Genomic DNA, 14702 nt, shown 5'->3' on the forward strand with positions numbered 1-14702 from the left:
ATCTAAAGGAAGTGCCTAGCCAAATATCACCACGCCATAATGAGTATGTAGAAGCATGTCTATAAATTTTTATCCCAATTAGTAAAATCTCCAGAGTTGAAAATGCCTAACAATATCAAACAACAAATTCAAACAGACTTGCAACAAGCTAAAGAAACCGGACAATTAAGAACTGAACGGATTCGAGAAATTGTCAAATCCGCAGTTTCTCAAGTAGCTTCTGAGTTCAAACAAGGTTCTAGTGAAATTCGTAACCTTGTTAAAGATGCGGTTTCTGCTGTCATTGATAACTTCCAAGAAAAAGGTGGCGAACTCAAAGATGAAGTGACAGCTTCCATTGAAGGAGCCTTGGAAGGAATTAATAGTAAGAGGCACGAATCTATTGTTCAAACTCAGGCAGATATCAAGCGGCTACAGGCTCAACTAGATGGTGAAGAAGAACAACTTCAGCAAGAAGTTGATGTAATTTTAGCAGAAATTGAAGAAACAAATAAGGAAAAACCTGCTAGTACCAAAACTGCAATTGATTCTGCTATCAATGCCATTAAAGATAGTGATGAAATGGCATTGTTAAAGAAACGTTACGCGCAACTACAAGCACAGCTAGCCATTGTTCGAGCTAATATGGCTGCACGCTATGGCGGACGTTCTATGGAGGTTCAAGATTATCTAAACGAGGCTAAACACTGGTATAATCAAGCTCGTCCCCAAGCTGAAACTCTTGCTGCACAGGTAGGACAAAAGCGATCGCAGTTAGAAGACAAGCTCGGTGAAGCAGGTACATCTTTAGCTAGAAAAGAATTCCAGATTAAACAAACTTTGAGGGAGTTACTGTTAACTGCGGCTGACTTGTTCAAAGATAAGGAACCTGCTGATAAAGAACGGGAAACTATCCATAAATAGACAGCTTTAGTATTTATCTATTAACTGTTTTTTTATAGGGTGCGTTATGCCAAAGGCTAACGCACCTCTTAATTTATGTAATCGACTGCTTTAGCAACGTATCCGTATCATTCTTAAAATGAAATGGTGCGTTACAACTTTAGTTGTAACGCACCCTACTTCAGATTTCCGACAATAATTAATCTTGCCTATTAGTAAATACGTCCTTCTCGGCTAAGTTGTTCATCATGCTTGGCAATAGCCCAAACTGCATGAATACTACCAGGAAACCAACCAAGAAGTGTAAGCAAAATGTTGATAATCAGTGTTGGGCCTACTCCAACTGTCAAGAAAACGCCTAAAGGAGGCACTAACAAACCTAAAAGATAATGAACTATTTTCATGATGTTGTTACAATTGTGTGAATTTGTTTAATTACATTCTCTGGAAGATACCGAATTAGAAAATCCATCTAATGAGTTATCTTAATTCGGGGATTTTATTTAGGAGTAGAAAGGTGAGTAAATTAGCGTTTCTACTCCCGCCAATATTTATCTAGAAGGTAATTCACCTTGGGTTTTTACGTTTCCACTGCCGGTTAAAAGGTTTCTTTCAACAAAGTAGTTGTTAATCAAGGTGTTAGCAAAAGATAGAATCACAGGACCAAGAATAAAACCGATAAGTCCGTGAACTGAGAACCCAGGAACTAGGGCTGCTGCTAACCAGAAGCAAAAACCGTTGACGATCAGGGAAAATGCTCCAAATGTTAAAAAGTTGAGGGGTAGAGAAAGAGTAGAAATAATCGGTTTTAATGAACCGTTAATTAAACCGATTACGAAAGCGGCAATTAAAGCTGCGGGAAAATTAGCAATGTCAACATCTGGAACAATTAAATCAACAATTAACAAGCTTAAAGCTGTGGCTAGGGCAGTTAAAAATGGTGTCAACATTGTTTTTACCTAATAAAGATTTTCTCTTTTGAAACTTCTTATTTCATCTTTAACTAGGCGTTAGATTTTAACCTCTCTTGAAAGATAGAATTTGATTCTATCCTTAGGCCGAACATAAAAAAACTATAGTAGGGACGCACATCTGTGCGCCCCTACAGTGTAACGTTTTTCAAGTAGGGTTACATTTGTTTAACCTACCTGAAAAATTTAATATTTATTTAATATCATCAGGTAACGATCGCTCAGATTTTCCAGACTCAGGTTTATAGTAAAGGGCTGATTTATATAAAACTTGTTCTTGATGGGTTTCTAAAGTGCAATCAGACAAGGGATAAGTTACACAAGTAACAACATAACCAGCCTGGATTTCATTTGGAGGCAGAAATTTTTGCTCACTTTGATCGACTTTACCGCTGACAAGTTTGGCGATACAGGCAGAACATTCGCCTTGTTTGCACCCAGATGGTAGGCGAATATGAGCGTCTTCTGCCATATCTAGAATATATTGATCGTCTGGTACTGGAATGGTGCAATCTAATCCCAGACTAGCATTGATGAGTCGGACTTGATAAACTGCCATCTGCTGTTTCTAATTACTGCTTAACTGCTTTCATGGACAAACTAATTCGCTTTAATTTCTCGTTGATTTCTAGTACTCGCACTTTCACAACTTGTCCCACCTTCACAATTTTCTTGGGATCGTCTACAAATCGATCAGCAAGTTGGGAAATATGCACCAAACCATCTTGATGTACGCCGATATCAACGAATGCACCGAAGTTGGCGACATTGGTAATCATTCCTTCTAGTTCCATTCCTTCCTTTAAGTCGGTAATTTCCTTAATTCCTTCTTTGAAGGTGGCGTACTTGAACTCAGCACGGGGATCTCTCCCTGGTTTTTCTAGTTCGTTAAGGATATCGCGCAGTGTCGGTTCTCCGACGCTATCGCTTACGTATTTTTTCAGGTTGGTTTTTTTGAGTTTTTCGGCAATTTGCGTAACCTGATTTAATGGCACATTTAAATCAGACGCGATCGCCTCTACTACAGAATAACTCTCTGGATGCACTGCTGTATTATCTAATGGGTTCTCACCACCGCGAATTCGCAGAAAACCCGCTGCTTGTTCAAAGGCTTTTGGCCCCAATTTGGCAACTTTCAACAGTTGGCGGCGATTTTTAAAGGCTCCGTGCTGGTTGCGATGGGCGACAATATTATTGGCAACCGTTGGGGTAATGCCAGAGACGGAAGTCAGCAGTTCTTTGGAGGCGGTGTTTAAGTCTACACCTACGTAGTTAACGCAGCTTTCTACAGTTTCATCCAATTTCTTTTTCAACAACTTTTGATCGACATCGTGCTGGTATTGTCCCACACCGATAGATTTAGGATCGATTTTCACCAGTTCCGCCAAGGGGTCTTGCAAACGCCGGCCGATACTAATTGCACCACGCACAGTAACATCTAAATCGGGAAATTCTTCCAACGCCACTTTACTAGCAGAATATATAGATGCACCAGACTCATTCACTATCACCTTAATTGGTTTGCGTTCTATAGTTTGTAAGACTCCTGAGACAAACTCCTCTGTCTCTCGGGACGCTGTACCATTACCAATGGCGATTAACTCAATTTTGTACTTTTCAATCAAATTTTTGATGCTTTGTGCAGCTTTGAGTCTTTGTTCAGCCGCTTGGTGGGGAAATACAGCTTGGTATTCCAAAAATTTCCCCGTTTGGTCGAGTACTACAACTTTACACCCAGTTCTAAATCCGGGGTCTATGGCTAGAGTTGGTTTCATTCCTGCCGGTGCAGACAACAGCAACTCCCGGAGATTTGCTTCAAATGTCTTGATTGATTCCATGTCTGCATAGGTTTTTTTCTCAGAAATCACCTCTCCCATTAGAGAGGCTTTCATTAAACGGTTGAATGCATCCTTCAACATCGCCTGATAAAAATCCCGTATTGTCCGGACTTTAGTTTTAATTTCTTGGGACTCAAGATAATAAAGTATCGTATCCTCATCGAAAGCAATTTCAAAGCTTAATACTTTCTCAGCTTCACCCCGACACAAAGCCAGCATATTGTGGGGTGCAATATTTTTTACCTTTATTTGATAGTTTCGGTACATTTCAAACTTAGTTGTACCTTCGGGATAATCATCTTTGATGCGGGAGATAAACACCCCTTCTTCGAGAAAATAATCACGGATATGTGCGCGTAACTCAGCTTTTTCAGCTACCTCTTCCGCTAAGATGTCAGCAGCACCTTTGAGGGCTTCTTCTGCTGTTTTTACACCGTTGGTTTCAGAAATATACTTAGATGCTGCTTCTTCTAAAGAAGCACTTATAGCATTTTTGACATTTAACGACTTGATGAACTCCGCTAGGGGTTCGAGTCCTTTTTCCCTAGCGATGGTGGCGCGGGTGCGTCGCTTTGGTCGATACGGTAAGTATAGATCTTCAAGTTCTGTTTTTTGTAAACAAGATGTGATTTTCGCTTTGAGTTCGTCTGTAAGTTTACCTTGTTCAGCGATCGCATTCAAAATGACAGACTTACGTTCTTCCAGTTCTGTTAAATAAGTATATCTATCGGCCAGATCGCGAAGTTGCACTTCATTCATCTCCTGAGTGCGCTCTTTACGGTAACGTGCAATAAACGGAATCGTTGCACCCTGCGCCAAAAGTTCTAGGGCGTTTTGCACCTGATGGGGTTTGAGGTCTAATTCAGTAGCCAGTAATTGAGGAATGTTCAGCATCTAGTTTTTCAGTTGAAAATCCTACTTCTCAAGGTAATATGCTAAATGGTTTTCCCGACACCAGCCCAAAGTTTTAAGCTAATTTACCGGATAATTCCTTTCTTTAATTTCCGTAAGATAACAGCTAGCGTGCGGCTTTGTGTCACTCTCCTAAGGTGTATAATACAAAATTGCGTAATCTTGATTTTTTATAAGATTTATATCGATGGACTATTGTGGCTAAAACCTTCTTAGATGTAAAATTAACCACAACTCCAAAAACAATTTCAATTTTTTTATAAGCACCACAATTTTTAGTCCATAGGTGATTGACAATGGCTTTGTTTTTCCTGATACCACTGTGTACTGCTTTAGCTACTGGCTACCTATTTAAAAAGAGTAGTGATGAGATTGCATATCTCGCGGGTGTTTTTGCAGCTATTAGCCTGATTTTAAGTTTAGTATTAGCACCCTGGCAGATTCAGTTTGGACTATTAATCATTGTCTTGATTATTACTAACAAGCTTTTGCAAGAAAATGACTCTAAACAAACTCAACTTACACAAAAAACACCTAGAGAAACTAAATGATCTCAAGCAACAGTGATTAAATTTTTCTCAACTTTAAAATGCTGGCAATTATCAGACAGCTAAGCGAAGAGAGCCGTAAATACAGGCTTTTTTGCCTGTGAGCATAGTTCTGATTACCTTGAACTTACTTTTGAAATATAAAATTTCCTAACAAAGTAGCTCGATTTTCTCCTTCAGGACATTAACCTGATGGTAGGTAAGGCAGACCAAATTTTCAGACTGTAGTTACAACTAAGTTTCGCTATCAAATTGCCTTTGACGATCGAATTGGAAGTACGATTCGATGGTCGAGTTTGTATCTAAAGTAACTCTCAAAGAAGTTCGCTCTCAAATCTCCGAATTGGTAAATTATTACGGCTAGATAAAAAACGATTCAATTTCTCATTTTGTCTCTGTATTTTCCGCTCGAAAGCAGTATCTTTTAGTTCTATATTTAGCCATCGGTTTGGCTGCTCTTCAAGTTGAAATTCTGCTCTAGGAAAGTAAACCTTAGGCTTTATAATTTGTTTAGATTCTGAAGCTCAATTCCAGCTTCTCCAAGTTTTGTATCAAATAAGTGCTTTATAAATGTACACTTTTTCGGAGATAAAAATTTATCTAGCAGATTAAGTCTATTAGGTTTCTTGTAAAAGTTGTTCTTTTCGCTTTCTCCTTAGCACTTTTGCATTAGACAAAGAATGATTTATGCAACAGACTCTAGTGAGTTGCACTCGCTAGGAAAAATCAAAATTTTTCTTGCTTGCAATGCACCATGTACTATGCCCTATTTTTAATGAAACTACTGACGGTAAAAACCCATAACCAAAGATCAAAAAGGTTTCTTCGCCTATTCTCCACTCTCTACTTTCTATTTTGAAGGCAGTCTCTTGTATGAAGTTTTTGTTTAGATGGATTTTGATAAAGTAAATTTTTGATGTTGAACTACTATTTTTAGAACTTCAACAGCCAACAGTCAATAAAAATACATATTTTCGCAAGTAAAAATTTATATAGAAGAGACTGTCTATTTTATGAAGTTTTTGTTTAAGTAGATTTTCAGCAAGTAAATTTTTGATGAAGTGCGACGATAAATTTGCAACATGCCTTTCTCGTGGTATTCTAGTAAGTAATTACATGTAACAATAACTTTTGAGAAACAACTCGAGTTAAAAGTATATGTAAGCAATAAAAATCAATAAAAATCAATCAAACACAATACTAATCATGTAAAAAGACTCGAATCAAATTCAACTGCTATGAACTCCGATTATTTCAGCCGACGCTAGTTTAAATTAACGCTTACTCTCATCAGAGCCAGAATTTGGACATTGAGTAAAGTTTAGATAAAACTGTAAAGCAATTCATCTATTTCAAGGCTTTCTTCTAGAGTCTAAGAGATTTTGCTAATTCTTGTATTCCGATGTCCAAATAGAGCAAGTAAACAAATTCAGCTACCTAGTTTCCAGCCTAGCTTACAACTATATATGTGAGTAAGGAGACACTTTATATACACGAGCAAAAATTAATAAACTCTCCAGTATCAAAATTGAAGGAAATTATTAATTTAGGTAAGTTCTGATATAAAGTTAATGGCTGGACAATTTCAGTAGTGTATTCAACCAGATTTCTACAGGAAGATACATACAACTGATGAAACTTTATGAATGGATTGATCTTTTCGCAATCCATGTTTACTTGGTTAAATGTTAAGAATAAGTATTTACTCAAAACTTAGCGATCGCCCATTGGTAAACTTTATCTAAGGTGAACTTTTGGCAAGGCTCTTAACCTTTGCTACATTTGCATCCTTTATGACCTTTGTCTAGATATTAGTCCTGAAGTATAGCTGGGTGGCTGCGAAAATATGGGATGCTGGCATGATACAGCAACTATCCTATCTCCAAAGTCGATAGTACTTAGTTTTTAGCTTTTAGGATATGAGCTTCAATGGTCATTTTGATCTCAGTCCCTTCAAAGTAACCTTCTGAATTTTATTGTCTATTTACTGAAGTGGGAGGTCAAAATGTTAAGGAAGTGTGACCGAAATGCAAAATTTTTAAGTATATACTTACTATTACCATTGAGGTAAATCTATTTATGAAATCTATATTACAAATTTCCCGCTTTCAAATAACTTCGTATATCATCTTACTTGTCAGCATTTTATTTAGTATTTCTGGACAATTGCTGATGAAGCACACCATGACTAATAGTCATCAAGGACTATTGAATTGGGAATTTCTTCAACAATTGGCATTATCTGTGACTGTTTATTGTTTAGCAATAGTAACTTGGATATTAGCTCTGCGAACTGTCAAATTGAGTATTGCTTATCCAGTAACTAGCTTAAACTACGTCGGCATACTTTTAGGATCGTATTATTTTTTTAATGAGGTGATAACACTAACTCGAATATTAGGAGTTCTCACTATTTTTGCTGGTGTTCTTTTAGTGGTTATTCCTCTGAATAAGTCTTAATAATTTTATAGTTAATTATCACAAAAAGTATTAAAAAATGGACATCATTAACTGGCTAAATTTAATGCTTGTAGTTTTGTTTGGAACGGTAGCTAATGTATCGCTAAAGTATGGACTTTACATAACTAATTCTAACAAAGAAGCAACCGCATCCATCCGGAACCTGATATTCTCTCGTTATTTTGTAATTTGGTTTATTTGCTATGGATTCATGACCTTATTGTGGCTGTATGTATTGCGGACAGTTCCTCTGAGCCAAGCATTTCCAGTTCTGGGATTAATGTATGCACTTATACCTATTGCTTGTTACTATCTTCTCAAAGAGAAGGTTGTATTGAGCCAGTGGCTAGGAATTTCAATTATTATCACTGGTGTAATACTTGTTGTACATTAATAGCTGAATCCGCTATGTAATGTTAACAAAGTCGGAAGATAAATTTGAACAACATACCTAGAAAAATTTAATTTTATGAAAATAGGCATTATTGGCGGAGGAATAACTGGGTTAGTATTAGCGCAACGCCTTTCAAACCAAGGACATATAGTAACTGTTTTTGATAACAACAATCAGCTTGGTGGACTTACTACCTATCATGATTACGGGTTATTTACCTGGGATCGCTTTTATCACGTTATCCTACCTTCTGATACTCACTTAATAAATTTTATCAGAGATATTGGGCTTGGAGATAAACTACGTTGGCATCGGAGTCTAACAGGGTTTTATGACAAGAAAAAATTTTATTCTATCAGTAACGCTATAGAATTTCTGCGCTTTCCTCTGTTTGGGTTGATTGGTAAAATTAGATTAGCTTTTACTCTTTTATATGGTTCGCGCTTGAATAACTGGCGACGCTTAGAAAAAATTTTAGTTGAAGATTGGCTATTAAAACTCGGTGGTAAAAACACATACGAAAAGCTTTGGAAACCGTTACTTCTATCAAAATTAGGGGAGAACTATAAACGAATATCAGCTGTTTTTATTTGGGCTTATATCAGAAGACTATTTTCAGCGCGGGATTCTTCATTAAGTAAAGAACAACTTGGTTATGTTTCTGGCGGTTACAAGACTGTAATAGACCGTTTAGAAGAATTAATTAATTCGGCTGGAGGTCATATCCGCACAAGTACTGCGGTGGAATATATCGCACCTGCTCAAGAGGGTGGAATTTGGGTAGAATCTCAAGGGAAAAAGGAACATTTTGATAAAGTAATTTTTACTGGTCCGGTTAATATCTTGCAACAAGTTGTTGCCAATGAACTGGTGAAAGTTTCCCAGACTGGCGAAACAGTAGAGTACCTGGGTGTAATTTGCATGGTACTTATTACTCGTAAAGCATTAGTTCCTTATTACGTAGTAAATATTGCCGATAGAAATGTTCCGTTTACCGGAGTTATCGGTATGAGTAACCTAGTTTCTTTGCAAGAAACGTCAGGCTATCACATGACATTCCTACCAAAATATATACTTTCCACTGACCCGTTGTTAAAAAAGCCAGATGAGGAATTACAGCAATTATTTTTCCAAGGTCTACGTTTGATGTTCCCAGAACTCAAACAAGATGACATTGTGGCAGCACACATAAATCGAGCTATGAAAGTACAGCCATTGCAAGTTTTAGACTATTCCAGTCTTGTTCCCAAAGTGAGTACTGAAAACGCTGATTTTTTTGTTGTCAATACATCACAGTTCGTGAATGATAGCGTCAATAACAACGCAGTTGTCAGACACGTTGATGAATTTCTCAAAAAATCAACATTACTAAATTATTGAAATTTGAGTACTGATATTTTCAAAATCACACGAGGCATTTTATGAGTCTTTTTGTTCTTTTACCTGCATACAACGAAGAAGAATCAATTCCCCCATTGTTCCAAAGATTTCAGGCATTGCAGGAAATCTCTCAGATGGACATCCAACTGATTTTGGTTGATGATGGCAGTAGCGATCGCACTGCTGACACTGCGATAGAAGAATCTCAATCGCTGGGTATATCGCTGAAATTAGTACAACATTCTAAAAATGCTGGTTTAGGTCAAGCAATTAAAACAGGCTTCACAACTTTCTTGGAAATTTCTCAAGAAGGAGATTTTTTAGCCGCTATGGATTGCGATGATACTCAACCACCAGAACTCTTAATCAAGATGTATGACACTATGATCGCTGGTGGTTATGATATCGCGATCGCATCTAGATATCGCAAAGGCTCTAAAGTCATAGGGTTATCAAAATTTAGAGAGTTCATGAGCTACGGAGCCAGTTGGCTATTTAGAATTGCAGCCCGCGTACCAGGCGTGAGAGATTACACTTGCGGCTACAGACTGTATAACCGCACTTTCCTCAGTAAACTTGATATTTATTATGGCGACAATCTCTTTACAGAAAGTGGATTTGCTTGCATGATAGATTTACTGCTCAAAGCCAAAGTATTCAAACCCAGAATCGTAGAAATTCCAATGGTTTTAAGATATGACCAAAAGCCAACTGCTAGCAAAATGAAAGTTCTTAAGACTATTGTTCGGACACTGAAGGTTTTGTTTAAAAATCTATCATCTACAAGACCAATTCCCAGTTTAGATCAAACTTTTGAGGGTAGAGAAACAGTCAGAATTCCCTTGAAAATAGCAAATCGTAAATAAACCTGACAAGGAGAGTGTGGATCGAATTAACTTCATCAGCAAACAAAATTACATATTTACTAGGAGTTATAATAATTCCTAATTCGCAATTATCACCCCATCCCTGTTAGCTTTTTGTAGCTCTTTTGGTTAACAAAAGTGCAAGCCAAATAGATATAAGTGCATCTCATTTATTTGAACCACAATCTCCTCACGGGGCGTACATATGTACGCCCCTTGATGGTTTAATTGGCTCAAAATTAGACTTCTTGCAGAAGTTTTGATGAATCTAGGTGTAGGTTGGGTTGAGGAACGAAACCCAACACCAATATTTATTGGCAATGCTATGAAACTCTTAGCCGTATTGTCGCAAAATACAGTTTACCAAACTATAATTTGATTTCGATTCGTGGATCATAGCGATCGCTCCCTCAAGTGCATTACTTAGAGATCTTTGCTCTCCTCGTGCAGCTACGGTGTACACACAAGTCAGATCCAGTTTTATTCCAATACGCTTGGGATAAGCCAGAAAGCCCTCATGTAGAGACGCGATTTATCGCGTCTAAAAGACTGACACGTTCACAAGACGCGATAAATCGCCGTCTCTACAGAGAATTTACTCGTCAATTATTCGTTCACAGACTACTATTTCCGACTTGTGTGTACACCGTAGCCTCGTGCGGTGAGGAAACCCCTACTGCCTTGCTGCCACCTGTGGCTTTCACTCATTTGTTAGACTGAACACACCAGGATTTTTCAGTCAAATCTCTGAATTCCGCCAGCAGACGAGGCTACCCATGCTTACAAGTACGCTACTTCTCTCGAATCAACTTCCCACTCTACAATATTCTTCCACCCCAGAGCGTTTCGATGAAACCTGGGAAGCCCCACTGGCTACCCTCCTGGGACTAGGACGCGCCGCTGGTGCTGACTTCATTGAATTCTTCTTAGAACGCCGCAACTACATTAGTTGTCTTGCAGAAGAAGACGCCATCACCAGTATCTCACCGAGTTTGTCTACAGGCGCGGGAGTCAGAGTATTTCGCGGTAAAGCCGACTGCTACGTCAGCACTAATGACCTTTCCTTTTCGGGTTTGAAAGCAGCCTTAGAAAAAGGCCTTTCGATTATGGGATTACAACTACCCGCACCTAGTTCCTTTATCCCAGAAATCAACCTCGAATTACTTAGAGATTACGCCACCAAAAGAGCCAAAGATGCATGGCTACCAGTATGTAGTTCCATTCGCGAAATGGGAGAAGTCCTGCTGGATGGTACTGCTTACCTGAAGCAAAAAGCTAGCCATGTGCAATCGCGCCGTGCTAGTTATTTTCGAGATTGGCAAGAAGTCTTAATCGCCGCCAGTGACGGTACTTTTGCTCGTGATATTCGCCTGACTCAATCAGTAGGATTTAACCTGTTGTGTGCCGATGGTGCTAATCGTACCTCAATTGGCGATCGCGCTGGCAACACTAGTGATGCAGACTTCTTAAGAACCTGGAATTATCAACAAGCTGCTGAAAAAATAGCAGAATCCGCAGGAAAAATGCTCTACGCAGATTACGTGGAATCAGGAACTTACCCCATCATTATGGCCAATCATTTCGGCGGCGTAATCTTCCACGAAGCCTGCGGACACCTCCTAGAAACCACTCAAATTGAGCGCAATACCTCTCCCTTTGCTAACAAAAAAGGCGAAAAAATTGCCCACGAAAGTTTAACAGCTTGGGATGAAGGACGTTCTGAAAATGCCTTCGGAACAATTGATATGGATGACGAAGGTATGCCCGCTCAAAGAACCCTATTAATTGAAAAAGGCGTTCTCAAAAACTTCTTAGCAGATAGAACAGGTTCTACACTCACCGGACACCCTAGAACTGGAAGCGGACGCCGCCAAAATTATAACTTTGCCGCCGCTAGCCGGATGCGTAATACCTATATTGATTCTGGCGAGTACACCATTGAAGATTTATTTGCCTCTATTGATAAAGGCATTTACTGTAAAAAAATGGGTGGCGGTAGCGTTGGTGCCACAGGTCAATTTAACTTTGGTGTTGATGAAGCTTATTTGATTGAAAATGGCAAAATTACCAAGCCATTAAAAGGAGCAATTTTGATTGGTGAAGCCACCGAAATTATGAATAAAATTTCCATGTGTTCCCAAGATTTAGAAATTGCACCAGGTTTTTGTGGTTCCGTCAGCGGCAGTATTTACACCACAGTCGGACAACCACACATCAAAGTTGATTCTATTACCGTGGGCGGAAGATAATAATTTTGGATTTGAGATTTTGAATTTTGGATTATCAACCAGCCGAAACCACATCTAATTTGCATAATATTAAACCGTACTTCAACTGTACATTTATTGTGGGGTGGGCGTCTCGCCCGCCCAAGATATGAAAGTTTTATGTGGAATTGCTTAACATCCAAAATTCAAAACCTAATATTCAAAATAAATCTAAAATCTAAAATCTAAAATTGATTGACCATGCCGAATATTAATGAAATCGCAAATCACGCCAAGGAAAATGCTGATAGACTTGGCATCAAAAAATTTGACATCTATGGCTCAACAGTAGATGATACTAGCGTGCAAGTAGATAAAGGAGAGCCAAAACAAGTCAAAGCCTCAAATCGCTCTGGTGTTACTGTTCGTGTCTGGAATGAAGATAATACAATGGGTGTCACCAGCACCACAGATGTAGATCCCAAAGGATTAGAATTAGCTTTGAAAACTGCCTACGAAGCCAGTTTCTTTGGTGTTAAGGAAAATGTCCCTGATTTTAGTCCCGAAGCTACTATTCCTATTCCCAATAAACCTGAGATTAAAACACCCCAAGCACCTGTAGCTGAACTAATAGAAAAACTATTGGTAGCTGAAAAAGAGTTACTGACAGCCCATCCAGCAATTAAAGATGTACCATATAACAGCTTAGCCCAAAGAGATATTGACAGGTTTTATCTCAATAGCGATGGCGCCCTGAGAACTGAATCTCACTGCTTAGCATCGATTTATCTTTATAGCAAAACAGAAGAAGAAGGAAAAAAACCTCGCAGTGCAGGTGCTTTTAGAATCAACCACAGTTTAGATAATCTAGACATTAATGCTTGCATTAAAGAAACCGTAGACAAAACTATCAGCCACTTGAATTATGAAAAAATTCAAACCGGTAAATATCGAGTAGTTTTCTCAGCCGAAGCTTTCTTAAGTCTATTGGGCGCTTTTTCTAACTTATTCAATGCCCAAAGTATTTTGGATAATCAAAGTTTATCTACTCCTGATGATTTAGGTAAGCAAATTGCTTCCCCTCTGCTTTCAGTTTATGATGATGCACTACATCCAGCTAACATAGGCGCAGAAAGTTTTGATGGTGAAGGAACTCCAACCCGTCAAATTTCACTTATCGAAAATGGCGTTTTAAAAAGCTTTCTTCATAGTGCCGGTACTGCCAAGAGGTTAAATGCTCAACCTACAGGTAATGCCAGTATTGGAGCAAAAGTTAGCGTCAGTCCCAATTTTTATCACGTTTTTACGACAGCAAATCCTGAGCAGGAATTTAGCTTAGAAACTGCGGAAAACGTGATTCTGATAGATGATTTACGCGCCCTTCATGCAGGAGTTAAATCCTTGCAAGGTTCGTTTTCTTTGCCATTTGATGGTTGGCTAATTAACAAGGGTGTGAAGACGAGTATTGAGTCAGCAACAGTCGCTGGTGATTTCTTGGAACTCTTGAAGTCAATTATTTATGTAGAAAAAGAGGTGGAGTTAACACCAGGGGGAGTTTGTCCAAGAATCTGGGTTAATGAACTAGCGATTACTGGGGAATAAAAAATTTGAGATTTTAAATTTTGGATTTTGGATTAAAAATTCAAAATCCAAAAATATTTGATAAAATCCTGATTTTATGTATTGGAGTAATCTAAAATCTCAAATCCAAAATTGATTAATATTCACCGCCAACACTAATAGCAGTATTAAACACGTCAGCACCGCTTAAATCGATATTAGCCAAAACAGCACCATTGACATCAGTATTATATAAACGAGAATTACTCAAATTAACGTTGGTGAGATTAGCATTACTTAAGATAGTATCGCTGACGAATGCTTCTGTGAGATTAGCAGACATCAAATTAGCACCTGTTAAATCAGCACCTTCTAAGTTAGCACCTTCCAAATTAGCGCCTTTTAAATTTGCATTTCTTAAGTCAACACCTATTAGATGAGCACCTTTGAGGTTTACTCCTGTTAAATCACATCCAAAACATTCTCTAGTTTCCAGCAAACGCCGGACAGGGGCGGAGTTTTCAGCTTTGACGGGAATAGGAGCAGCTAAAGATAACGTAGTGAGTAAGGCTGCTGCCGTCAAAAATATTGGTTTCATATTTATTTACCTCCGACACTTCTAAAAGTCATGAAATTCTTGACTTCTATAGTTAAAGTGTCCCAAAATTCCAGAGTTGCGTCTTC

The 14702-nt window shown here is 38.4% G+C and carries 13 protein-coding genes; 8 read left to right on the forward strand and 5 right to left on the reverse strand.

Features of this window, described 5'->3' with window-relative positions:
* The first annotated feature begins 102 nt into the window (after positions 1-102).
* Positions 103-903, forward strand: coding sequence for a histidine kinase (locus ACM0OY_RS07280; RefSeq protein ID WP_414568190.1), 801 nt, complete (start codon positions 103-105; stop codon positions 901-903).
* Positions 904-1094: 191 nt separating this feature from the next.
* On the opposite strand, the gene ACM0OY_RS07285 is transcribed toward ACM0OY_RS07280, so the two are convergent.
* From ACM0OY_RS07285 to ACM0OY_RS07300, 4 genes are all read right to left on the reverse strand, one after another.
* Positions 1095-1286: a YqaE/Pmp3 family membrane protein gene (locus ACM0OY_RS07285; protein ID WP_414568191.1), complete on the reverse strand. Its 192-nt coding sequence runs from the start codon at positions 1284-1286 to the stop codon at positions 1095-1097.
* Positions 1287-1433: 147 nt separating this feature from the next.
* Positions 1434-1832 (reverse strand): phage holin family protein, encoded by a 399-nt coding sequence (locus ACM0OY_RS07290; RefSeq protein ID WP_414568192.1) that lies wholly within the window; start codon positions 1830-1832, stop codon positions 1434-1436.
* A gap of 214 nt (positions 1833-2046) precedes the next feature.
* Entirely contained in the window at positions 2047-2412 is a 366-nt protein-coding gene (locus tag ACM0OY_RS07295) for a 2Fe-2S iron-sulfur cluster-binding protein (protein ID WP_414568193.1), read from the reverse strand.
* A 13-nt stretch (positions 2413-2425) separates the two neighbouring features.
* Positions 2426-4585: a Tex family protein gene (locus ACM0OY_RS07300; protein ID WP_414568194.1), complete on the reverse strand. Its 2160-nt coding sequence runs from the start codon at positions 4583-4585 to the stop codon at positions 2426-2428.
* A gap of 314 nt (positions 4586-4899) precedes the next feature.
* On the opposite strand from ACM0OY_RS07300, the gene ACM0OY_RS07305 reads away from it, so the two are divergent.
* The 7 genes from ACM0OY_RS07305 (at position 4900) to ACM0OY_RS07335 (ending at position 14060) form a co-directional block, all read left to right on the forward strand.
* Entirely contained in the window at positions 4900-5154 is a 255-nt protein-coding gene (locus ACM0OY_RS07305; RefSeq protein WP_414568195.1) for a hypothetical protein, read from the forward strand.
* A gap of 2076 nt (positions 5155-7230) precedes the next feature.
* Positions 7231-7611, forward strand: a complete 381-nt coding sequence (locus ACM0OY_RS07310) for a DMT family transporter (protein WP_414568196.1) — start codon at positions 7231-7233, stop codon at positions 7609-7611.
* A gap of 37 nt (positions 7612-7648) precedes the next feature.
* Positions 7649-8005 carry an EamA family transporter gene (locus ACM0OY_RS07315; RefSeq protein WP_414568197.1) on the forward strand — a complete coding sequence of 119 codons (357 nt, stop codon included), beginning with the start codon at positions 7649-7651 and terminating at the stop codon, positions 8003-8005.
* Between the two features lie 75 nt (positions 8006-8080).
* Complete coding sequence (locus ACM0OY_RS07320; protein WP_414568198.1) at positions 8081-9385, forward strand: NAD(P)/FAD-dependent oxidoreductase; 1305 nt, start codon at positions 8081-8083, stop codon at positions 9383-9385.
* 41 nt (positions 9386-9426) lie between these two features.
* Positions 9427-10251 carry a glycosyltransferase family 2 protein gene (locus ACM0OY_RS07325; RefSeq protein WP_414568199.1) on the forward strand — a complete coding sequence of 275 codons (825 nt, stop codon included), beginning with the start codon at positions 9427-9429 and terminating at the stop codon, positions 10249-10251.
* Between the two features lie 776 nt (positions 10252-11027).
* Positions 11028-12500, forward strand: a complete 1473-nt coding sequence (locus ACM0OY_RS07330; protein WP_414568200.1) for a TldD/PmbA family protein — start codon at positions 11028-11030, stop codon at positions 12498-12500.
* A gap of 219 nt (positions 12501-12719) precedes the next feature.
* Positions 12720-14060, forward strand: a complete 1341-nt coding sequence (locus ACM0OY_RS07335) for a TldD/PmbA family protein (protein ID WP_414568201.1) — start codon at positions 12720-12722, stop codon at positions 14058-14060.
* A 115-nt stretch (positions 14061-14175) separates the two neighbouring features.
* Here ACM0OY_RS07335 and ACM0OY_RS07340 read toward each other — a convergent pair whose 3' ends face one another.
* Positions 14176-14616, reverse strand: coding sequence for a pentapeptide repeat-containing protein (locus ACM0OY_RS07340; protein ID WP_414568202.1), 441 nt, complete (start codon positions 14614-14616; stop codon positions 14176-14178).
* Positions 14617-14702 lie beyond the last annotated feature (86 nt).

Origin of the sequence: Nostoc sp. CCY 9925 (genome assembly GCF_963920935.1) — a bacterium.
GTDB lineage: Bacteria > Cyanobacteriota > Cyanobacteriia > Cyanobacteriales > Nostocaceae > Nostoc.

Bases quoted from the DNA above. Each gene is read 5' to 3' on its own strand.
- ACM0OY_RS07330 (WP_414568200.1), top strand. From the start codon at position 11,028: ATGCTTACAAGTACGCTACTTCTCTCGAATCAACTTCCCACTCTACAA.
- ACM0OY_RS07290 (WP_414568192.1), bottom strand. From the start codon at position 1,832: ATGTTGACACCATTTTTAACTGCCCTAGCCACAGCTTTAAGCTTGTTA.
- ACM0OY_RS07295 (WP_414568193.1), bottom strand. From the start codon at position 2,412: ATGGCAGTTTATCAAGTCCGACTCATCAATGCTAGTCTGGGATTAGAT.
- ACM0OY_RS07335 (WP_414568201.1), top strand. From the start codon at position 12,720: ATGCCGAATATTAATGAAATCGCAAATCACGCCAAGGAAAATGCTGAT.
- ACM0OY_RS07325 (WP_414568199.1), top strand. From the start codon at position 9,427: ATGAGTCTTTTTGTTCTTTTACCTGCATACAACGAAGAAGAATCAATT.
- ACM0OY_RS07280 (WP_414568190.1), top strand. From the start codon at position 103: ATGCCTAACAATATCAAACAACAAATTCAAACAGACTTGCAACAAGCT.
- ACM0OY_RS07285 (WP_414568191.1), bottom strand. From the start codon at position 1,286: ATGAAAATAGTTCATTATCTTTTAGGTTTGTTAGTGCCTCCTTTAGGC.
- ACM0OY_RS07310 (WP_414568196.1), top strand. From the start codon at position 7,231: ATGAAATCTATATTACAAATTTCCCGCTTTCAAATAACTTCGTATATC.
- ACM0OY_RS07340 (WP_414568202.1), bottom strand. From the start codon at position 14,616: ATGAAACCAATATTTTTGACGGCAGCAGCCTTACTCACTACGTTATCT.
- ACM0OY_RS07300 (WP_414568194.1), bottom strand. From the start codon at position 4,585: ATGCTGAACATTCCTCAATTACTGGCTACTGAATTAGACCTCAAACCC.
- ACM0OY_RS07315 (WP_414568197.1), top strand. From the start codon at position 7,649: ATGGACATCATTAACTGGCTAAATTTAATGCTTGTAGTTTTGTTTGGA.
- ACM0OY_RS07320 (WP_414568198.1), top strand. From the start codon at position 8,081: ATGAAAATAGGCATTATTGGCGGAGGAATAACTGGGTTAGTATTAGCG.
- ACM0OY_RS07305 (WP_414568195.1), top strand. From the start codon at position 4,900: ATGGCTTTGTTTTTCCTGATACCACTGTGTACTGCTTTAGCTACTGGC.